The sequence below is a fragment of the Haematospirillum jordaniae genome (genome assembly GCF_001611975.1).
GTDB classification, from domain to species: domain Bacteria; phylum Pseudomonadota; class Alphaproteobacteria; order Rhodospirillales; family Rhodospirillaceae; genus Haematospirillum; species Haematospirillum jordaniae.
Map to the genome: position 1 here is coordinate 412128 of NZ_CP014525.1, position 21556 is coordinate 433683.

Genomic DNA, 21556 nt, shown 5'->3' on the forward strand with positions numbered 1-21556 from the left:
TCAAGCCTTGCCGTACAAGGGCCCCGGACGTACCTTGTAAGTATCTGGGCAAGAGGGGATCAACAGGCGTGCGTAGTGGTGAACAGGATCCGTCGCGGGCATTTCTGGACCGGCTTCTGGGATCCATCCGGCACGGCCACAAGCTTGACGACCCCCGCAGCCCGGAGGTTCTGCAACGTTGGGCCATCATATGCCGTGACCTGCCTGATACGGCCCTGCCCCTGATTATCCCGGCCACCTTGAGGGGTCTTCTGCGTCAGGCTGATATAGGCGAGCGCCTGCGCGACGTGTGCGGTATATCCGAACGATACCATCTTCAGCATGAAACCATTGCTCCATACCTGATCAGCTATCGCCGTTATATGGCAGCACGGGTCAAGAACAAGGAACCCGGCAGCGATGAAGCCCGGCTGACGATTGCCAAGCTTCGCGGCGAACTCAATGCCCTGAGGGAGGAGTTCAATTCGGTCTTTGACCAGGCTGCTTCTGCCGAAATGGAGCGGGAACGCCTGGCCGGGGAGCACGACAGCCTCCAGCAGCAGCTTCTGGCCGAGCAGGTCAGGCGGGAAGAAGCAGAGCGGCGCTTGGAGGGCGTGCGGGATCAGGCCTTCCGGCAGTTCCGCCTATACCTCTTTTTGCTCAAGGAAGAACGAGACCGCCTGTCCAATGATCCGGATCGGGAACGCCTTCTGGCGGCCGAAATGGCGGTTGAAACCCATGCCCTAACCCTTGAGGCGCTGGGTGCACGCGAAGAGGCCGATATTCAGGCCCGGGAGATTCTGGGAGAAACCCTGTTTGCCGACTATTTCCAGAACCCGAACCGTGAGCCAGTTCTTCCAGCCACGCTGCATACATCACCGGCTCCCGATCTTGCACCGGAAACACCCGATCTCCCGGATGATACAGCCCAAAATACAGACCAAGAACAAACCGGGACCTGATACAAATAACCCCCGCCAAACACCGAAAAAGACCCCCGGAAACGGTATCCGGGGGCAAGGGACGGAAGTTTCACCGGGATTAGTGCGCAGGGGGACAAGAAAAACCCGATGCCGGTTTGCGACAGGCGCAAGACCTCTTCCGGTTACGGAGTGCTGGGCACCATCTACCGGCGCTATCACACATGCGGCCAGATCGTGGTATAGCAACCCTGCCTTATCAAGAGAGTACAGGACTTATTTCACCAACGAGCCACATTCAAGACAAGAAAGTAGGACGGGACTCAGGCTTCGCGGGTTAATACCTCATGGGTCTTGAAAGCCACCGCTGCTGACACGTCCCCGCTGACAAGGGCAGGCAGTCGGATCTGAACCCGTGTTCCACGGCCGGAAAAAGAGAAGACAGACAACCTGCCCCCATTACGGCGGATACCACTCTTTGCAAGAGCCAGAACGGCCGAACAGACGTCATAACCGGGCACAGCCCCATCATCCGAAACAGTCACCACCACACCCGGCAGAACCGCACCAGACAAGGATACAACCGGCTCGTCACGCACCTCAAGACGAATCCTCCCGTGGTTATAAGCTGCGGCAAGGGCAGAGGCAAACACCAAGACAAGACTCTGACGCAAGGAAGAACCATCAGCAGAAACCCTGTCACAGGACGCGTCATAGCGATAGTCAAAGACTATATCCCGATGGGTTGCAGCAGCTTGGACATCGGCCATAACAACAGACATCAGCTCACGCAAGCTCACGGCACCTGATACGGGGTCTTCTGACTGCTCCTGCAACCAGTCCAGATCAAGAGCGGCATCATTGATAACGGACAGAAAATGCAGAATCGCCATCACGCGCCCGGCGTACTCCTGCCGGGACGGGTCCAATCCTCCCATGTCGCCGGTAAACAAGACTTCACACAGGCTGCCAACCGTTCCAAGAGGAGCCCGTATCAGCTCGGCCAGCGATGACAACACATAAGCAGGATTGGCCGTTATGGGCAGCGATGCTCTCTCTGTAACATCCGGCTGAACAAGAAGAACGCAACCATCAGGCAGGGCTATAACCATAACTCCTGCTGACAATGATCCGGAAGGGGAAGGAAACACACCACGATCACCGGGAGGTGCGGACAGGAATGTCTGGACAGCCGTCCAGATCGGATCGGCCTGTATAACATCGGGCTGTCGGGCCAGAATCATCGCGAATGCAGGATGCCGCTCCAGAGTTTCCGCATCTACTTTCCACAAGGTACGGAAGGCGGTATTTGCTTGGCATAGATGCCCGTCAGCATCAAAAACAGCAACAGCTTGGGGCAATGCATCCATAATCTGGTCCTGGACCGCCAGAACCTGCCGCAAGCGTGCCTCCAAGGTCAGACGGTCGGTCACATCTTCGTACGTCGCCAGAAGCCCCCCCAAAGGATGAGGGGCCAGAACCCGCCGCAACGTCTTTCCATCCGGCAGGTGAAGGAGATCCTCCATCGGCTCGAGCAGAGCCTTGAAACGTGCCAGTTCACGCTGTCGGAAAGCCGGATAATCGGCAACTTCAGGAAGAAGACGATTCAGCCGCTGTTGTTCCAGAACTTCAGCATAGTCTGGGTTTGATGTAGCCAACCACAATGGATCAAGCTTCCATAACCGGGCAAAGGCAGGATTATGAAAACGCAGTCGCGTATCAGAACCAAAAATGGCAACAGCCGTGCCCAAACGCTCCAGAACAGCGACATGGCTGCCCATTTGCTGCTCTGTGGCCTGTCGCAGCACCTCGAGACGGGTGATATCCTGGGCAACCCCAACGGTGTGGAGGCCATCATCCGAACCCTGGCCAGGGATAACAGGACTCTCTGTAATTTCCATCAACCGGCGACTGCCACCAACAACCGTATGCCACGTTCCGGAGCGGGCCCGGCCAGAAGCCCGGACTGCCGACGCCATAGCCCGCAAATCCCGGGCAGCAGAGCCTGCAACAAGCTCCTGCACGCTGGATCCACTCTGCCCAGGCAAGGAATCAACTGCATCCAGGAACGTCCGATTTACCAAAATAATATCCAAGCCATCATCGCGAACCCAAACCGGAAGCGGAATGGTATCCAGAATACGCTGCAAACGGGATGCCTCTCTGGCTGCACAGTGAAAGCGTGCCACCAGCTCCCGACGGTCTTCCTCACCGGACGATACATCACGGGCCCAGAGCACATCGGCAAGACAGCGACCATCATCAGCCAAGGCCCGCACCCCCGACACCTCGACACGACGCAATACGTCTTCCTGCCCCTCCGCAGGCTGTAGACCAAGAATGACCGAGAATCCCTCTCCTTCACTGCGCAAGCGATATACAAGAGAAGACAGACGCGCACCATCACCAGGCAGGAAGACAGAAACAACATCACCAAAAGAGGCCGAATGACCGGAAAACAATGACAGCATGACAGCAAGCCGCCGCGAGCACTGCCCTCCCCCCAGAAGATCTCCATCCTTGACAGGGTCGTCCGATGCAGACCACAGGTACCATCCATCCGGACTGACCGCCATGACATGGGACAGCATCTCGGCCTTTATCCCGGCCGTCTGCCAAGATGCACGGTCACGGTACCAACGCCACCAGAACCACCACAGGGCCAGCAGAAGTGGCGGGAATAGAGCTGTAGGCTCTATTCCATAGTGAGAAAAAAAAGTGATGCTCTGCTGAAGATACCCCATACGGGCAACAGTGCCGGGTAGAGAGAAAAAACTCAAGCAACCACAGAAGAAGAGCGTGATATATTTGGTACCCGATCCGGGCTTCTGTCCTGAATGTTTATCTGCCTCCGTTACAGGAATGATAAAGTGAAAAAACTCGTCTTGTGTGCCTGCCTTGTCATGGCACTCTCCTGCCCGGCCCGTGCGCATGAAGCAGACCATCACGCACAACACTCACACGAACATGCCTCCCAGCCTGTGCAGCAGGAATGGGGTATTGCAGGCGTGCCTGAGGCCGTGACCCGAACCATTGTCTTGAGTATGAGTGATACCATGCGTTTCACACCCGATACCATTACAGTCCGCTTGGGCGAAACTGTTCGTTTTAAGGTCGACAATCATGGTCATACCTTGCACGAGTTTGTTCTTGGCACACCCAACAAGCTTACAGAACACGCAGATATCATGCGGCACAACCCGGACATGAATCATGCCGAGCCTCATATGGCACATGTCCAAGCAAACGCATCCAACGATGTCATATGGCTGTTCAACCGCGTTGGAACGTTTGGTTTTGCCTGCCTGATTCCCGGACACTACGAAGCTGGAATGACCGGAACCATCCACGTCACCCGCTGATTACAGGGGGAAATACCCCTATACAGGACCAATTGCGGCTTCCAGATCATCAGGATTACAGGCATCCAGAATGTGGCGAATAACATCCGTACCAAACCCACGACGGGCCAAGGCGGCCATGTCCCTGTAACGCCGGGCACTACGGCTTTCCGGGTCACCCCATGGCCCGATACGGCGCCGTCGGGCAAAAATAACAGCAGCCGTCAAATCCGGATCAATCTCACCATGACCGGCCCTGTCAGCAGCAAGATCGGACATGGCCTGTTCAACCAGTTCTGGAGATACACCCTTCTGACGCAAACGAGACCGCACACCCCGAGCGGAAACGCCCCGCGCCACCAAGGAACGGGCACGGGATTCCGCAAAGAAAGCATCATCGAGATAACCAAGATCCGTCAGGCGATCCAAAACTGCCGTGATCGCAGAAGATACAGCTTCAGCATCCATATTCTCGGCAGAATCCGAACGGGCAACGCGCCGCTCCAGAACGCGACGCACACCATCACGACTGGCCGCAAACCGCTCTAGGTAATGAAGGGCAGCCTTCATCAAGCTCTCTACCCCCAGAGGACCAGGATCCGCTTTCTTCTCGTACATGCAATGTGTTTCCCGTACAGGCAAAATGATCGGAACCCTGACATCAAGATGCAAGATATCTTGACCTTCGCACGTGTTGGCAGTTTCCTTCTGCAGTCCTGCAAAATCGGAAACTGAAAGCTGTCACCATGACCGAGGCCCCCGCATTCCCGCCCCCTGCGCCCCGTGCGATGGGCCCCATAAACTGGCTTGGCCTGTGGGAGCTATATCTGCGCGAAGTCCGACGTTTTATCAAGGTCTGGCAACAAACAATCGCAGCGCCAATGGTTGTATCACTCCTGTTCCTGGCAATCTTTGCCCTTGCCCTTGGATCCAGTGCCCAACAAACCGTGGGACAGGTCAGCTTCATGGAATTTCTGGCACCAGGGTTGATCATGATGGGCATGGTGCAGAATGCTTTTGCCAACACGTCCAGCTCGCTCATCATCTCCAAAATCCAAGGGAATATCATCGATGTCCTGATGCCGCCCCTCTCGCCTTGGGAACTGACGCTTGGGTTTGCCCTTGGCGGCATGACACGGGGCATGGTTGTTGGGGTGGCGATCGGAGTTGGCATGTTACCTTTCGTGACCCTGCATATCCATAATTGGGGCTATATCCTGTTCCATGCCGTCGGTGCCAGCATGATTCTCAGCCTGCTGGGCATTCTGGCCGGCGTATGGTCAGAGAAATTTGACCACATGGCCGGAATCACAAACTTTATCATCACGCCACTGTCATTCCTGTCCGGCACGTTCTATTCCATCGACCGCCTGCCGGATAACTTTCTGTTCATTGCCCATCTGAATCCTTTCTTCTACATGGTTGACGGCTTCCGGTACGGCTTTATCGGCCATGAAGCAGCACTGCCTGCAACAGGTCTCTGGGTTGTTGCTCTGACAAACATGGTGCTGGTGCTTGCATGCCATGTCCTGATCCGGTCAGGATATCGCCTGAAAAGCTGAAGCCTCTAACATAACCACGCAGGCTAAAGCAGAAAAATGATCCCAAGCTCCAGAAAGACGGTTTGGTCTTTCTTGGCGGGGGTATAAACTGCATCCATAACCTGTTAACAACCAAGGTCCGTTGACAGATCATCTTTCGCCCCTTTTTCGTGTGTTGCCGAGATTGTTCATGACTGACCAGAGTGCCACCCAGACCCCGGATTTTGCCCTGCCCTTTTTATTGCACGGCGGCTTGTTAAGGGGGCGCTTGGCCCGCACATGCGCAACCTCGGATGCCATATTGGAGCGACACAAATACCCAGCAGCCATTTCACGACTGGTAGCAGAAGCTGCAGCTTTGGCCTCGGTATTGGCCAATGCCCTGAAATTCAATGGTGTCTTTACCCTGCAGGCCCAAGGCAGCGGGCCGGTACGGCAGCTGGTGGCTGATGTAACATCGGATGGACAGGTCCGGGCCTGCGCCACCTTCGATGAAACAGCGGATGGACTGGATGACCCCGGCACTGCCGAAGAAGCAAGCGTACAAAAGCTTTTGGGAACAGGACACTTGGCCTTCACGGTTGACCAGGGGAATGCTCCTGAACGCTATCAAGGGCTGGTGGAACTGACAGGCCGAACCCTTTCAGAGTGTCTCCATGCCTATTTCCGTCAGTCCGAGCAGCTGGAAACAGCTATTAAGGTTGCATCCGAAGCCCCATGCCCGAACCACAACGGATGGCGGGCCGCGGCCTTGATGATCCAGAGGATGCCGGTCGATGGCGGCAAAATCCTCTCCCTATCCAAGGACGATGCAGACGAGGCTTGGCGCACGGCCGTCATCCTTCTGGGGAGCCTGACAACGGCTGAACTCCTTGATCCCGGCCTTGAGGCTGGCACTGTTCTTCACCGCCTGTTCCACGATGAGGATCTGTCTGTATCGCCACCCCGCCCCCTAGTATTCGGGTGCCGTTGCTCACGGCAAAGGGTGGAAGAAACGCTGGCAACCTTCAGCCCCAGCAGCTTGGGCGAGATGCAGCTTGATGATGGATCAGTCAGCGTCCAGTGCCAGTTCTGTTCCACAGAATACATCTTCAGCGCATCGGATATCGAAGTCCTCTCCCAAGGTACAACATCACCATGACATACGCTTTCCCATTTTCGCGGTTTCTGCCTGTTCTGGGCACGGTCTGTCTTTTTGCCATGCTGTCACTTGCTGCCGGGTGCTCGGACCAAGGGCCACCCGTTTCTAAACAGCCGGAGCTACGCTTCCTGACCAAGGCTCCCTTCCGGTTTGCAGCACAAGGGCCGGATATTGTGACAAGCTATATCCCACCACTGCGCAGCCCACATGTCGAACATCGTATGCCCCTATCACCGGAACAGGCCATGCGAGCGTGGGCACAGGACCGGATTACAACAACCCACACCCATCAAAGACATATCCGTGTTGATATACGCGAGGCATCCGTAACAGAAACCAAGCTTCCAACCAAGAAGGGAATCACCGGCTTCTTTACCAACGAGCCAGAGGCACGCTATGCCGCAAAAGCCAATATCGCGGTCCAGATTGTTGATGGCGCCGGCGTTGTGCGTCACGAAGCATCGGCCACAGCGTGGAGGACCATAACAATTCCCGAGAAAGCATCTCTGGCTGAACGTGACCAGATCTGGTTTGAACTGGTAGAGCACCTGATGCAGGATGTAGATGCCCAGCTTGGGGCAGCCATACGCCAACACCTAGGGTCGGCTCTCCTTGACCGGAGCACGTCCTGACAGCAAGGCCATACTGGGATTTAGTGTCGTGCGCAACCGGAAGGGTTCGTCATGTCAGATGATAAGTCCTCGGGCACACATACTGCTGTTCCGGAAGGGCTGATTGTTTACGCCATAGGCGATATCCACGGGCGCCTTGATCTTCTAGACGCCCTTCTGGAACAGATTGGCCACGATATATCACAGCGACGCCAGGCAAAAGAGCAGGTGCTTTTGATTACCTTGGGTGATTACGTTGACCGGGGACCTGATACGCCCGGCGTTCTGGAACGCTTGCGGACTCTCTCCCTGGAAAACGGACAAACACGCTGCCTGCTGGGTAATCACGAAGACTCCCTTCTGAGCTTCCTTGAACACCCTGCCGACGGGTTGAACTGGCTGAAATACGGTGGCCTGGAAACACTGCGTAGCTATGGTGTGGATACGCCGGATAAGGAACCGGAGGCGCTGGACCGTTTCAAGCTGTCACGTGCCTTCAGGGCTGTCTTCCCCGGGGAGCATCGCCAATTTCTGCAAAACATGCCCCTGTGGACGACATGCGGAGACTACCTTTTCGTACACGCCGGGATACGACCCGGAATTTCACTGGGCCGTCAAAGCCGACGGGACATGCTGTGGATCCGGGAACCCTTCCTATCATGCACCGATACACGGGAGCATACCGTGGTACATGGTCACACCATACACCCGACACCAGAGAACAGGGCAAACCGCATCGGGATTGATACCGGGGCTTGGCGCAGTAATGTTCTCACCGCGGTTGTTCTTCATGGAACCCAGCGCAGCTTTATCCAGACACACTGAGATGACATCCCTATTCCGGTCGCGACGACCGGGATGGAAATATATCCGCCGACCAAGCGGGATCATCTTCCCCAACGGTGCGGCGACAACCCCAGGACAAAAGCACGGCATTGAGTTGCCCGCAAACCATGGCACGCGCCGCATCACGACTGTAGCCATCCTCAAGCAGGGCATCATAGTCTGTAAAATGATGACGAGCCAAAGCCACCAAAGACAACCAAGCCGCGGCCTGAACCGACCCCCGCCGCAAACCGGGTGAATCTTGGGCATGATCCAGCGCAGCCTGCTTCTCCCACTGTGGAAGGGTGGGAGCCAACAGGGACAAAGCCTGTTCAAGCTGGTGGCGACGGGTCATCGGACACATCACCTCTTCACAGGATAGGCCGCAGCACGCGCCAACCCTTGCCGGAGTGTAAGGGGTGGCTTCCATCCCAGAACAGAGCGGGCTTTGGAGATGTCGACGGTCAGGGACTGACATAATCGGTCAACAGCCGGTCCCATCCCTGTACAACGGCCAAGATACCGCAACCAAGAAACAGGAACAGGAAACAGACGCGCGCGCGTCCCCATAGCCTCAGCCAGAGATCGCAGAAGTCCCTCTGTCGAGACATCATCCCCATCTGCCGCCAGAAACAGCTGATCCGCTGCGCCCGGATGAACCAAGCACAGGACGATCAGATCCACAAGGTTATCAACGGCAACCATGGAGCGCCTGTTGCAGGATACGGAGGCAAGAGGCAAGGGAATCCCCCTCTGCAACCACGTCATCAAAGTGGCAAAATTACCTTTGACCCCGGGGCCATAGATCAACGGCGGGCGGATCACAACCCATTCCATACCACTGCCAAGAGCCAAACGGCGTAACCCCTGCTCTGCTTCCCACTTGGACAGGGCATAAGCATCAGAAGGTGCCGGTTGATCATCTTCCCGGTATGGTTTTTCTGCCTCGCGACCTTCCCCGGAAACCTTGATGGTGCTGATGTAAATGAAACGCTTGATACCAGCCTGTATGGCTTGCTCCACCAAGGACAGGGTTCCCTGTGTATTCACGTCCCTGAAAGCGGACAAAGGATCAGGATGATGCTCCCGCATAACATGAACGCGGGCCGCCAGATGCACAACCGCGTCACACCCGGCCAAGGCATGGGACCAATCGGTACCGGCATCAACAGACCCGACAGGAACAGCCGGCATGCCAGCAATCGACTGCCCGTCCAGACGAACAGCAGGAACGGGTACAAAGTGATCCGATGCAGCAAGCGCCACACACAGTGCATGCCCGACGAAACCATTTGCCCCTGTGAGCAAAACCCTCACGGCAGCGACTCAAAGCAGAAACGGCACAGGGCCTCTGCACGACCGGGGGTTCCAGACTCGGTATAACACCGCAGCTCGGGCGCATTGCCCGAAGGGCGCAAATGCACAATGTCACCCGAGGAGAACGTCACACGCAGCCCATCTGTTTGGTCAACCAGGACAATGGTTCCACAATCAGGGGGCAGATAACGCAACAAACCATCCACATCCTTCCGCAACTCATTCAGAAGAGCCGAACTCCGGGCTGGATCTATACCCTGCAAGCGATCACTGGCCGTAAAACGCTGTGGCAGATCAGCCATCAAAGCAGAAAGGGAACACCTACGCATACGTGCCGTAGCAAGAAGCGTCACGATCGGTAGAACAGAATCACGGGTCAACAATGGCTCAAGAACACGACCCTCATGAACGATACGACTTCCCAGAAGGAAACCGCCATTGGCCTCATATCCCACGCATATATTGCGGCCCGTTACATCATCCTGCATAGCTGCAATAACATGGGGCGACCCAATCCGCGTACGCGTTACCGCCCTGAACCAACCTGAGTGCTCCAAGGCCGTATTGCTGCTGACTGGCGTCACAACATGATCAGCGCCAAGAAACCGGGAACATAAAAGACCAACAGTATCACCCCGTAGCCAGTTACCCTCCTCATCCCCGACAAGGGGCCGGTCACCATCACCGTCTGTTGAAACAACGGCATCAAAATCTAGGCTTTGCGCCCACTCACGGGCCGCACGCACATCTGCCGGACTGACAGCCTCGGTATCGATGGCAACAAAACTGTCTGTCCTGCCAATGGAAAGAACACGGGCTCCCAGCGCCTCCAGAATGACCCGCAAGATATCACGCGCCGCACTGGAATGTTCGAAGACGGCAACCCGCATCCCTTCCAGGGCACCTGCCCCAAAGAAATCCACATACCGACGCACATAAGCTTCTGCGGCCACTGTGTCCGGAGCTGGCAGTACAGCCGGTCTCATCGTTACCACCTTAGCCACTGGCATCTGCATCATGGCCACCTCATCGTCCTTGGACAGTTCCCCATCCGGACGATAAAACTTGATACCGTTACGATCGAAAGGAATATGGCTGCCGGTCACCACAAGAACGGGAGCCTCGATCATCTGCCCATACCAAGCCAAGGCAGGCGTCGGCAGAACACCGGCATAGCGAACCCGGAAGCCCGCCTCCTGAGCTATAGCGGCACAGGCCGACGCAATACGGGGACTACTGGGACGAAGGTCGTGACCAACAATCAGATCACAAGGCCTGCCCCTCTCTTTCACGAGCGTCAGGAACGCCTGCGTATAAGCTTGGCAGGCCTCATCGGTCATTGCATCAACCAAGCCACGCACGCCACTGGTCCCAAAGCGAACCCCGGACCGTTCCGCTATGTCAGAAAGAGTAACGTTCATAAGATAACCCGCATCACCAGACAATGGCTGAACGGGTAACACAACCTCAAGCCAATGACCACCCGTACAAGAACTGTTCAAGGCCCTTGACAACAAGGAACCTTGCTTCCAGAACTGTTTTCCGCGGATAAACAAAAAAGCGCCAGTGCCGGAAACAAATGTTCCGGCACCCACGGCGATGCAACTCAAGCGCAACTAAACTTTTATAAGACCCAGGAACAAGGCCCTGCCACAGGCCTGCATGGTTGTCTGGCAACGCAACTTCCTGCGGGCATCTTTCAGGTGCCACGAGATACCGTGGGCCGTCATGCCAAGAGATGTGGCGATGGAGCTGCAGTCAAACCCCAGCAAACACATACGCAGAATCTTGAGAGTTTTTTCACTGAAGGCAGGTGACCGCTCCTGCTGTGGGCAAGCTCGCAACCAGTTCTGGACGAACATGAACGCCAGCCCCTCCAGCTCGGACCGGACGGGAATGCTGATCGCTTCCTCCCTTGCCGTGGCAAAGTTCAACAGATACGTCCGCAATGGCAGCTGCACAGGGATAGAAAGACCAGTTCGCAAGCCATGCGAAGACGCCTCCCGGAAAAAATCCAGCCTTGCGCCATCCAGATCACCCCAGCTCATCGTCCCCATGGCAACGGGGGCAAGCAGAAGGGCTGGATCAACCTTGTGATAGGCACGTTCCTTGTAAAGATCCACCCACCCGGGCGGACAGGATGCCGCAATAAAGGGATACCCGATGTCTCTTGACGCCTCGTCATCACCAGCCACGCCCATGAATGTGACGCATTCAAAACCCAAGTCCTTAGCCCTGGAACAGAGAGCTGTAAACAGCTCGCCTCCATCACGACCAACTGGCGCTTTTACGCCTGACACTTTTCTTGCTTCGTTCATTACTCAATCCCCCGCCATCAGCCGGAGCGACACACTATCGCAACGCCGCACACCCTTACGATGCGGCGACAGCACTGTATCAACCATAATTGACGTTTTCCAGACAAATTTTCACCCTGACTACATGGGATTTAAAACCGTAACGAGAACAGCAAAATCGACCAACAGGGGGACAACCCCTTGCAATCAAGGCAACTTCGTATGCGTACACGCTATGTGTGTATTTGGAAAATTTTTCTGGAATTCGTTCGGTTGCGTGGTATCTTCCCTGTTGAATATATGCGCGGCACGACAACCAAGAATGTGGGTCTTGTCGGGGTCGCTGGGGAAGAAAGGGCCTGTCGTTATGGAAAATATCAAGCGGTTTGAAATTGTGGACTCCCACAAGGATATAGCACCCCTGTTCAACACTCTCTTGGCCAACAGCACCGCCATGGGATTTGAGTTTGTCTCTTTCTGGGGAATGGAAGGGGAGGAAGATGTTATAAAAGACAGCAGCTTCCCATGTATCGCAGCATCATGGTCAGCGGACTTCGTCCACCGCTATGCGGAACGGGGCTACTATGAAATCGACCCATTCACTCATATGCTTCCCGCCAGTGACTCCTCCCTGACATTTAACATGCTCAAAAACATGAACAGTGATTATTTCAATGAAATAGCCACGTTCGGCCTGAGAGACGGCGCAGGCGTACCGGTGCGCATAGGCAATCGTCTTTATACCGTTGGATTCTGCACCAGCCGTGATGCTGGCATCCGGCCGGATGAACAGGGCACCTTGGAAAGCATGGCGTTCCGTTTTGTCCAAGATTACATGAGGGCTGAAAAGCGGCCCGCAGCCAACAACCGTAACGAAACAGAAGAAAAAATTCTTTCAATGGCGCTGTCTGGATTTTCTGATGATGCCATTGCTGAATTCCTTGGCCTGACAGAAAGTTATGTCTCGACTTGCCGCTGGGGCATTATGGAGAAATTGGGGTATCGCGCCCCCTACGGGAAGTCAGTGCGCTCATCTAGGATGATAAGCATCCCGCTGCACGGCACATCTACGGCGCTCAGGCAATAACGGCACTTCCCGTCTCTTTGTCCACACCGGCGGACAACAGAAGTGCACACATTCAGGGGGGATTGGAGCGTGCACGATGGCTTGTATGCTCCAATTTTTTGACGCATTAATTCAGGGGCAAGCAGAAGGATTTGGTTGTTATGGAAGATATCAAGCGATTCGAAATTGTGGACTCCCACAAGGATATTGCCCCCCTGTTCAAGAACCTTCTGGCAAACAGCACTGCGATGGGGTTTGAATTTGCGGCATTCTTTGGATGGGAAGACGATGTCATAGAAGACCTCGGCTGCCCATGCATTGCGGCGTCGACGCCCGGCAACTATGTCCAGCGGTATGTAGATCATGGCTATCATGACGTTGATCCGTTCACTTACGTGATTCCGGCCAGCGACACGACCGTTAAATATGATGCCGTCCGGAATATGAACAACGAGTTCTTCAATGAACTGTTCGCGTTCGGGCTGCGGGAAGGCATGGTTGTTCCCATACATGTAGGAAACCGGCTTTATTCAGTCAGCTTTATAACCAGTCGCGATGTCAAAATTCGCGAAGACGAACAGTCAGCCATGGAAGGTATGGCGTTTCGTTTTCTGCAGGACTACATGCGCGCTGAACGACGCCCCGGCGCCAACGGCCGGGAAGAAACCGAAACCAGAATTCTGCAAATGGCCCTGTCAGGCTTTGCTGATGATGCTATCGCCAGCTACCTTGGGGTTACAGAACGATACGTTGCCGCCTGCCGTCGCGATGTGATGGGCAGACTGGAGTCCCATGTCCCGTGCAAGATACCTGAACCCTCATCAAAAATGATTGGAATTTCTATGGATATCACGTCTGTACCATCGAAATAAGAACGGTGGTGGGTGTCATCATGCAAGAGATCTGTCGGCTCTAACTTGCTGATTCCTAGAAAGACATAGCACCGCTGTTCAAAAAGCTTCTGGCCAGCGGTGCCGCAATGGCGTTTAAGTTTGCTTCTTTCTGGGGGGGGGGATGACTCAGGAACAACCGCTCTCTAGCGGGTGGCAACGCTGAGCGTGGCGTCAAAAGAGTGCGCCGATTCTTATAGAGGCAAAGCGTGGGACAGCGCCGGTTCTCTTTTTTCAGAGCCTTATAAATCAAGGCTTTAGGGAACGAATATGGCGGAGAGAGAGGGATTCGAACCCTCGATACGGTTTCCCGTATACACACTTTCCAGGCGTGCGCCTTCAACCACTCGGCCACCTCTCCCCTGGTGCAGGGCTTTTGCCCCGCTTCACCGGCTCTTACCAAGCACGGCGAGGCGGATTTCTAGCCGACGACAACGCAAAATGCAATGGCTGTTTGGAGAAAAAATAATTTTTGTCCATGTGGCGCAGTCTTGAAGACCCTGATTGCACAGCCAAACACTTGTGGCATGCTTCCCATGTGGGGCTAGGCGCCTTATCTCCTGACAGGAGAAACGCCTCTTTGGGATCTACCGCACCATGACCGGGAAAATTATAGGCTGGCTCTTTTTAGGATTTGCGCTGACTTCCGCCTCGGCGGAGGGCGTCATGGCGCTTGGAACCAGCTCGGAAAGTGGACTTGCAACCGGCGAGCTTCTGGCTCTCCTTGCCGGCCACACAGCACCAGCACCAAACACAGCCCTTGACCGCATATTTGCTGATCTTCTGGCCCTTCCGGCATGGGCTGTAAGCGGCCCACTAGGCATTCTGCTGATCTTGATCGCCCGGGGAAAGAAAGAACCTGTCGCACAGGGAACCCGGCGCCTGATGAGACGACGGCATTAACAAAAATCAACAGAACTTGTTGTAAATGGAGCGGGTGAAGGGAATCGAACCCTCGTCGTAAGCTTGGGAAGCTTCTGCTCTACCATTGAGCTACACCCGCACAGCAAGGAATAGTCTTCATTCGAGGACAGGATCTATACGGTCAGCCAACGTTCTTGGCAAGGCCATAAATAGAAAGATACAGTGAATGGACATCATTCGATGTGGCCCGATGAGAAACCAGCCCCGATTGGAACAAGAAAGCAGGGAATTCTCCAAGCCATAAACTTAACGTGCAAGGCCGCTCTGACCATCAGACAAAAGCCTGCTTTTTTCTTGACACAACAAGCATGAACATGGTCCGACAGTCAGGAAAACACCGCCCCCTGACGCCCGCGCACAGCCCAGGTGAAACAATGACCGACCCCCGGAGAGAAACATTGCGTCCTACACCGACCAGCACACTGTCCACGGTTCAATCATCTGTCACACAGGGCAAGGCCAGCGAACGCCCCTCACGACAGGATGCCGAGGAGGCTGTACGCACCCTGCTGCGGTGGGCAGGGGATGATCCTGCGCGGGAAGGTTTGCTTGAAACGCCTGCCCGCGTTGCCCGTGCGTGGGAAGAATGGTGCTCCGGTTACGGCAATGACCCCGAGGAATACCTGCGTCGCACCTTTGAAGAGGTCGAGGGGTACGACGAGATGGTTATCTTGAAAGATATTACCTTCGAAAGCCATTGCGAGCACCATCTTGCAGCCATTATTGGTCAGGCCCACGTTGCCTATCTGCCAGACAGGCGGGTTGTCGGCATATCAAAGCTGGCCCGAATCGTGGATCTGTATGCAAAGCGGTTACAAATTCAGGAAAAAATGACAGCCCAGATCGCCGGTGCGATACAGGATGTGCTGGAGCCAAAAGGCGTTGCTGTCGTTATAGAAGCCAGTCACCAATGCATGACAACCCGCGGCGTTCACAAAACAGGTGTCAACATGGTCACCAGCCGCATGCTGGGAGCTTTCCGGGAAGACAGCGCAACACGGCGAGAATTTCTGGCCGTGATCAGCTCAACCCGCTGAGATCATATAGGGAAGAAGGATGATGGTGTCCCCGGCGGGATTCGAACCCACGGCCCCAGGATTAGGAATCCTGTGCTCTATCCTGCTGAGCTACGGAGACATACCACACGCCCTGCCCGATACAGGCAAGAACCGCGTCCTTATAGCAGCCTGATCCACTTCGTTTCCAGTTTTTCTTGTCAGCCTTGCCCCAGCTGATTGGCAAACGTATCAACGGCGGCAACCAATGCACTGCGCAAACTGGCTTCCATGGCGGCGTGGCCACTATCTGGAACTATGACCAACGCACTACCAGGCCACGCTTGGTGCAAGGCATATGCCGCACGCGGTGGACAAATGACGTCATGGCGCCCCTGTACAATATGGCAGGGCAGATGCCGTACGGTCTCGAGGCAATCCAGCAGCTGGTTCTCCGCTATGAAACCCTTATGGATCATGTAGTGGGCCTCCAGCCTAGCAATGGCAAGGCTGCAGCTTTGCCCATCTTCACGGACAATCGACGGAATAAAAGGCAGAGGCACCAAACGGGCACAGGCATCTTCATACCGGGCCCACGCATCCGCTGCAGGCCCATGGATGGCCGGATCCGGATCACAAAGGCGACGATACATCGACTCCAGACAGACAGACCGCTCATCCTCGGGAAGAAATTCGTAAAAAAAGCGGGCTGCTTCAGGATAAAAATGCTGCATCCCGTTCAGAAACCAGTCTACCTCTGCCCGTGTAAACAAAAACACACCGCGCAAGACAAACCCCAGCACGCGATCGGGGTAAGCCTGCCCATAGGCCAAAGCAAGCGTGCTGCCCCACGACCCACCAAACAGAAGCCAGCGATCAATCCCGAGAAAGACCCGCAAAGCTTCCATGTCATCAATCAAATGCTTGGTCGTATTGGCATGGATACAGGCATAGGGAAGAGAACGCCCCGCCCCCCTCTGGTCGAACAAGACAATACGATACCGGGATGGATTGAAAAACGTGCGGTGAACAGGCGCACACCCGGCACCCGGACCACCATGAATGTAAACAACAGGAATGCCTTCCGGGTTCCCGCATTCCTCCCAATAAAGATGATGACCGTCACCAACATCCAGAAAGCCGGATGCATGCGTATCGACCAGATCATATGGCTTCCCACGCTTTCTGAGATCAACAGAATCAACGTGGTGCTGGGTAGTTTTTGCGCACATCTCTTGGAAAGTCCCCGGAGCTGAACAGACCAGAAGCAGCACCGCAGGTCCTGCCATCACAGCATCATACCAGAAAGGAGGGTCTATTCGTCTGGTATCAGGCCAATTTTACGACCCAGATTAACAGCCGCAACCCGATTTCTGGTCCCGAGTTTCTCGAAAATATTGGCGACATGGTTCTTAACGGTAGGCAGGGCCGTATCCAGAAGACGGGCAATTTCCTTGTTGCTCTTGCCCCGCGCAATCAGGGAGAGAACCTCGCGCTGGCGGGGGCTGAGGGAAATATTGCCAAGCTCGGGCGGTATCCCATCATCCGGAAGGGCATCCGCCGGAAAGAAGTTCTCACCGGCCAAAATCTTTTCTAGGGCAGCAAGGATCTTGTTAATTGGAAAGGACTTTGGAATATAGCCCGTGGCACCGGCAGCCATAGCCGCTCGCATGTCATTCCGTCGCTCCGAAGCCGTCAACACAACAATAGCCAAGGCCGGATGGCTGGACCGAAGGTCTTTCAGGAGAGCCATACTCTCCATACCCGGCATGTTGAGATCCAGAACAGCAAGGTCAATATCCGGATGCGCCAGCATCGCCGCACGGGCAGAATCCCCGTCAAAGGCTTCCAGCACAACACCGCAAAAAGCACGCGCCTCCATCAAAAGGCGCAGCCCTTCGCGGAAAACGGCATGGTCATCTGCAACCATAACCTTACCGCAGACAGTACCTGTCCGGTCACCTTCGACCTCAGTACCGGTATCACCGTAACTTTTGCGCACTTGGTTGATGATCCCGACTCCCAAGCTGCCTGTTCGCCCACATGGGAAGGATTGCAGGGTCCTTGATGCCGCGCAAGGCTTCGGGTTAGGTCTGAGGGACTATTTTTCTGTACCGGAAAGAAACATCATGTTTTCGGGGTCTCTTCCCCAAATCCTGTGCCTTCAGGTTGTTCTGTGCCTGCTTTTACACATACCTGCACAGGCAAGCCCGAAAAGGTCGTGCGGAACGTTCGGAGGCGTAGAAAGCCTGCGATCCATTACCCTTCAGGATGGCACAACCATCAAACTTGACGGCATAGATACCATTACAGACCCTGTCACATTACCTTACCTGAGAACCCTTCTGGATGGTGAGCGTGTGTGCATATCGGCCTCCCCCCCCTTGCCGGACCGGCATGGCAGGCTCTCGGGGCCGGTCTACAGGGAGCGTGACGGTCTGTGGGTACAGGAGCAACTGGTCCTGTCCGGCTTGGCCTTTGTTGTGCCAACACCCAGCGCTGGCGAATCGGCCCGAAAACTTCTGGATCGCGAATCCGAAACCCGCATGAAAGATCGCGAACAGTGGCCACAGACCAAGATCCTGAGGCAAGCCGATGCAGTCGGGCAGGATGACCAGGGAACCTTCCGGATCGTGGAGGGTACAGTGCGTCGTACAACCCGCACAACCAAGGGAGCCTATCTGGATTTCGGAGCGGACTGGCGTACTGATTTCTCTGTCTTTCTGCCAATGGCAACAACCAGACAGCTGGAACGGGCGGGCGTGACCCTCGGTGAACTTTCCGGACGGAACGTGCAGATCCGGGGGTATATTGAAAGGCACGCCGGCTATCGCCTCACCCTGACTGAACCAGATTTTCTGCAAATACTGCCGTCAGCAGGCTTGCCTTCACCGGTCCGGGCAGTAGACTGACGCGCACATTCTGGCATGGACATCACGACAAGCCAAACGCATGCATATTTTAAAGCCCTATATCACCCTATCCGAACCGGCCGCAGGTTCATCCCGGCCTTACCGTAATCTGGCTGTCCGCCCCTGCCCCCTGACGGATACACACTGCTGATGCTCTATTTTTCAAAGATAAAAACAACACTGGTCATTACGATCTGCATGGTCGGTATTCTGCTTGGCCTTCCCAACCTGATTCCGGAACAGGACATGCCATCATGGATGCCCGATACCCGGATTAATCTAGGCTTGGATCTGCGCGGCGGATCCTATCTGATGCTGAAAGTCGATCTGGACACGCTGTCACAGGAACGGGTCGAAGGCACCGTTGACAGCACACGCAACCTGCTGCGGGATGCACGGATACGCTACACAGGGCTGGGGGTCGATGATGGGAGCGTTCGCTTCGACCTAGTGGATGCAGGGCAGAAAACTGCTGCCCTCGATGCCTTGGGAAAACTGGATTCTGCCGTCAGTGTCGGGGGGACAGCCTACCGGGATTACGATATTGAAGCCGAAGGAACCCGTATTGTCCTGCGTCCCAATCCGGCAGCCATGCAAGAACGGGCAAGGCAGGCGGTAGGACAATCGATCGAGATTGTTCGGCGGCGTATCGATGAACTGGGCACGCGGGAACCCATGATTGCCCGGCAAGGCGAGGACCGTATTATTGTCCAGCTTCCTGGTGAGTCAGACCCCGGCCGGATCAAGACCCTGCTGGGTCAGACTGCCAAGATGAGCTTTCACATGGTTGGTGACCAGACCCTACGTCCAGGTACACCCGCCCCACCCGGTTTCCAGTGGCTGCCCATGACGGATACCGGACGCGGACCATCACACCTTGTTATACGGCGACAATCCGAGGTTGACGGGTCTCACCTGACCGATGCCCGGCCAACTGTTGATCAGAGGACCGGTGAATGGCTTGTCACGTTTGCCTTCAACGACTTTGGCGGGCGCCGCTTTGCCGATATCACTACACGGCATGTCGGTAAACCCTTTGCCATCGTTCTGGATGGAAAGGTTATTTCTGCTCCGGTGATCCGCGAACCCATTGTCGGGGGACGGGGGCAGATTTCCGGCTCCTTCAATGCGGCTTCCGCCAATGACTTGGCTGTTCTGCTACGGGCCGGGGCCCTGCCTGCGCCGCTGACCGTTGTCGAGGAACGGACTGTGGGTCCAGATCTTGGCGCCGATGCAATCCGTGCCGGCATGATTTCCCTGACGGTCGGCTTTGGCTTGGTCATCACCTATATGGCTGCCGCGTATGGTCGCTTCGGCCTCTATGCCAATATGGCCTTGCTGGTCAACCTAGCCATGGCCATCGGGGCGCTGTCTGCCATGGGGGCAACCCTGACCCTTCCCGGAATTGCAGGACTTCTGCTGTCTCTGGGCATGGCCGTTGATGCCAACATCCTGATCAATGAGCGTATCCGCGAGGAAACACGACGAGGCAAAATCCCGGCCGGAGCAATCGAAACCGGGTTCAGACGGGCCTATGCCACGATTGTCGATGCCAATGCGACCACCCTGATCAAGATGCTCTTGCTGTACGTGGTCGGCGTTGGGGCTGTTCGGGGGTTTGCGGTGACCATCAGTCTTGGCATCCTGATATCGATGTTCACAGCCATCTTGCTGGTGCGGATGCTCATAGTCCGGTGGCTGAGATTACGCCAGCCGACCGAGCTGCATCCCGGACGTCGCCTACGGTTTGTCCCTGATGATACCCGTATTGCCTTTATGAAAGGCCGCAACATTGGCTTGGGCCTGTCGGCAGCTCTCAGCCTTGCCTCTGTGGTGCTGTTCTTTACTCCGGGACTGAACTACGGCGTGGATTTTGCCGGTGGAACGGTTGTGGAGATCCGAACCCCTGAACCTGCAGATTTTGGTACGCTGCGAACCAACTTGGAGAAACTGGGCATAGGGCCGGTCAAACTTCAACATTTTGGCAGTGACACAGACATTCTGGTCCGACTGGAGCGCCAGAGCGGCGGCGACAAGGCGCAGGCAGCCGTTGTGGAAACCGTACAGTCTGCCCTTAAGTCCGATATTCCGGGTACCATCATCCGGCGCGTGGAGAACATCGGTGCCTCGGTCAGCGAAGAGCTGTTCCGGGATGGTATGTTGGCACTGGGCTTGGCGGCCATTGCCATGCTGCTTTATATCTGGTTCCGGTTTGAATGGCCGTTTGGCGTTGGTGCCGTGGCAACTATGCTGCTGGATGTCACAAAGGTTGTCGGCTTTTTTGCCCTTACCGGCATTGAATTCAACTTGCCCGCCATTGCCGCGATCCTGACCGTGATGGGCTTTTCCATCAATGACAAGGTGGTTGTCTATGACCGGGTCCGCGAGAACCTGCGTATCTACAAGGCGATGCCTCTCCGGGAGCTGATCGACATCTCGATCAACGAGACCCTGAGCCGTACCGTTGCCACGTCCTTCTCCACCCTGCTGGCCATCCTGCCACTGGCGCTATTTGGAGGCGAATCCCTGCAGCCGTTCGCCTGGGTTCTGCTGTTCGGGATTATCTTGGCGACAAGCTCCTCGATCTTCATTGCTGCACCGATTCTTCTGTATCTCGGCGAGGAGCGACTGCGACAACCCCAAGATGACGGGGACAATACATCCAAGAAAAGTACTGCGTACGATCTGGGGGGATTTGTACCGTCGGAAGAGCGGGAAACCACCAAAACCTGACCGGATGAACAGGCCATGCTGCCCGAATGGGGAAAGGGCAGCATGGCGAGCGGATCCGGTATCA

At 55.5% G+C, this 21556-nt stretch carries 20 protein-coding genes and 3 tRNA genes; 12 read left to right on the forward strand and 11 right to left on the reverse strand.

Going from position 1 to position 21556, the window contains the following annotated elements:
- Positions 1-68 precede the first annotated feature (68 nt).
- Entirely contained in the window at positions 69-941 is an 873-nt protein-coding gene (locus AY555_RS02085) for a hypothetical protein (RefSeq protein ID WP_066132798.1), read from the forward strand.
- A gap of 281 nt (positions 942-1222) precedes the next feature.
- Here AY555_RS02085 and AY555_RS02090 read toward each other — a convergent pair whose 3' ends face one another.
- Positions 1223-3679 carry a PAS domain-containing protein gene (locus AY555_RS02090; protein WP_167798451.1) on the reverse strand — a complete coding sequence of 819 codons (2457 nt, stop codon included), beginning with the start codon at positions 3677-3679 and terminating at the stop codon, positions 1223-1225.
- Positions 3680-3769: 90 nt separating this feature from the next.
- Between AY555_RS02090 and AY555_RS02095 the strand changes: the two genes are divergently transcribed.
- Complete coding sequence (locus tag AY555_RS02095; RefSeq protein ID WP_066132803.1) at positions 3770-4261, forward strand: cupredoxin domain-containing protein; 492 nt, start codon at positions 3770-3772, stop codon at positions 4259-4261.
- An 18-nt stretch (positions 4262-4279) separates the two neighbouring features.
- Here the strand turns inward: AY555_RS02095 and AY555_RS02100 are convergent, their stop codons facing one another.
- Positions 4280-4858 (reverse strand): regulatory protein RecX, encoded by a 579-nt coding sequence (locus tag AY555_RS02100; protein WP_066132806.1) that lies wholly within the window; start codon positions 4856-4858, stop codon positions 4280-4282.
- Between the two features lie 128 nt (positions 4859-4986).
- Here AY555_RS02100 and AY555_RS02105 point away from each other — a divergent pair, with 128 nt between their 5' ends.
- From AY555_RS02105 to AY555_RS02120, 4 genes are all read left to right on the forward strand, one after another.
- Positions 4987-5802 (forward strand): ABC transporter permease, encoded by an 816-nt coding sequence (locus tag AY555_RS02105; protein WP_066132808.1) that lies wholly within the window; start codon positions 4987-4989, stop codon positions 5800-5802.
- A gap of 169 nt (positions 5803-5971) precedes the next feature.
- The gene (hslO, locus tag AY555_RS02110; RefSeq protein WP_066132811.1) at positions 5972-6922 is read left to right on the forward strand and encodes an Hsp33 family molecular chaperone HslO; all 951 of its coding nucleotides are present in this window, start codon (positions 5972-5974) and stop codon (positions 6920-6922) included.
- Entirely contained in the window at positions 6919-7554 is a 636-nt protein-coding gene (locus AY555_RS02115; RefSeq protein WP_066132814.1) for a hypothetical protein, read from the forward strand. The genes hslO and AY555_RS02115 overlap by 4 nt, the downstream gene beginning before the upstream one ends.
- Before the next feature lie 51 nt (positions 7555-7605).
- Positions 7606-8358, forward strand: coding sequence for a metallophosphoesterase family protein (locus AY555_RS02120; protein WP_066132817.1), 753 nt, complete (start codon positions 7606-7608; stop codon positions 8356-8358).
- A gap of 10 nt (positions 8359-8368) precedes the next feature.
- Here the strand turns inward: AY555_RS02120 and AY555_RS02125 are convergent, their stop codons facing one another.
- The 4 genes from AY555_RS02125 to AY555_RS02140 form a co-directional block, all read right to left on the reverse strand.
- On the reverse strand, positions 8369-8713 hold the full coding sequence (locus tag AY555_RS02125) for a DUF2293 domain-containing protein (RefSeq protein WP_082812041.1): 345 nt from the start codon (positions 8711-8713) through the stop codon (positions 8369-8371).
- Positions 8714-8721: 8 nt separating this feature from the next.
- Positions 8722-9675 carry a UDP-glucose 4-epimerase family protein gene (locus AY555_RS02130; RefSeq protein ID WP_066132823.1) on the reverse strand — a complete coding sequence of 318 codons (954 nt, stop codon included), beginning with the start codon at positions 9673-9675 and terminating at the stop codon, positions 8722-8724.
- Positions 9672-11096 (reverse strand): phosphomannomutase, encoded by a 1425-nt coding sequence (locus tag AY555_RS02135; RefSeq protein WP_066136372.1) that lies wholly within the window; start codon positions 11094-11096, stop codon positions 9672-9674. The genes AY555_RS02130 and AY555_RS02135 overlap by 4 nt, the downstream gene beginning before the upstream one ends.
- 195 nt (positions 11097-11291) lie before the next feature.
- Positions 11292-11993 (reverse strand): helix-turn-helix transcriptional regulator, encoded by a 702-nt coding sequence (locus AY555_RS02140; RefSeq protein WP_082811805.1) that lies wholly within the window; start codon positions 11991-11993, stop codon positions 11292-11294.
- 346 nt (positions 11994-12339) lie between these two features.
- Between AY555_RS02140 and AY555_RS11925 the strand changes: the two genes are divergently transcribed.
- A complete protein-coding gene (locus tag AY555_RS11925) occupies positions 12340-13059 on the forward strand; it encodes an autoinducer binding domain-containing protein (protein ID WP_066132828.1) in 720 nt (239 codons plus the stop codon).
- Between the two features lie 140 nt (positions 13060-13199).
- Entirely contained in the window at positions 13200-13910 is a 711-nt protein-coding gene (locus tag AY555_RS02150; protein ID WP_066132831.1) for a helix-turn-helix transcriptional regulator, read from the forward strand.
- Between the two features lie 289 nt (positions 13911-14199).
- On the opposite strand, the gene AY555_RS02155 is transcribed toward AY555_RS02150, so the two are convergent.
- Positions 14200-14289, reverse strand: a tRNA-Ser gene (locus AY555_RS02155).
- 305 nt (positions 14290-14594) lie between these two features.
- On the opposite strand from AY555_RS02155, the gene AY555_RS02160 reads away from it, so the two are divergent.
- The gene (locus AY555_RS02160; protein ID WP_156483264.1) at positions 14595-14831 is read left to right on the forward strand and encodes a hypothetical protein; all 237 of its coding nucleotides are present in this window, start codon (positions 14595-14597) and stop codon (positions 14829-14831) included.
- Between the two features lie 26 nt (positions 14832-14857).
- On the opposite strand, the gene AY555_RS02165 is transcribed toward AY555_RS02160, so the two are convergent.
- Positions 14858-14931, reverse strand: a tRNA-Gly gene (locus AY555_RS02165).
- Positions 14932-15226: 295 nt separating this feature from the next.
- Between AY555_RS02165 and folE the strand changes: the two genes are divergently transcribed.
- Entirely contained in the window at positions 15227-15889 is a 663-nt protein-coding gene (folE, locus tag AY555_RS02170; protein WP_082812043.1) for a GTP cyclohydrolase I FolE, read from the forward strand.
- A gap of 23 nt (positions 15890-15912) precedes the next feature.
- Here folE and AY555_RS02175 read toward each other — a convergent pair.
- The 3 genes from AY555_RS02175 to AY555_RS02185 form a co-directional block, all read right to left on the reverse strand.
- Positions 15913-15989 (reverse strand) — tRNA-Arg (locus AY555_RS02175).
- 79 nt (positions 15990-16068) lie between these two features.
- Entirely contained in the window at positions 16069-17079 is a 1011-nt protein-coding gene (pip, locus tag AY555_RS02180) for a prolyl aminopeptidase (RefSeq protein WP_082812044.1), read from the reverse strand.
- A gap of 83 nt (positions 17080-17162) precedes the next feature.
- A complete protein-coding gene (locus AY555_RS02185) occupies positions 17163-17849 on the reverse strand; it encodes a response regulator (RefSeq protein WP_066132836.1) in 687 nt (228 codons plus the stop codon).
- Between the two features lie 127 nt (positions 17850-17976).
- On the opposite strand from AY555_RS02185, the gene AY555_RS02190 reads away from it, so the two are divergent.
- Together AY555_RS02190 and secD are read left to right on the forward strand one after the other, a co-directional pair.
- Entirely contained in the window at positions 17977-18759 is a 783-nt protein-coding gene (locus AY555_RS02190; RefSeq protein ID WP_066132839.1) for a hypothetical protein, read from the forward strand.
- A gap of 150 nt (positions 18760-18909) precedes the next feature.
- Positions 18910-21492, forward strand: a complete 2583-nt coding sequence (gene secD, locus AY555_RS02195; RefSeq protein ID WP_066132842.1) for a protein translocase subunit SecD — start codon at positions 18910-18912, stop codon at positions 21490-21492.
- The last annotated feature ends 64 nt before the right edge of the window (positions 21493-21556 follow it).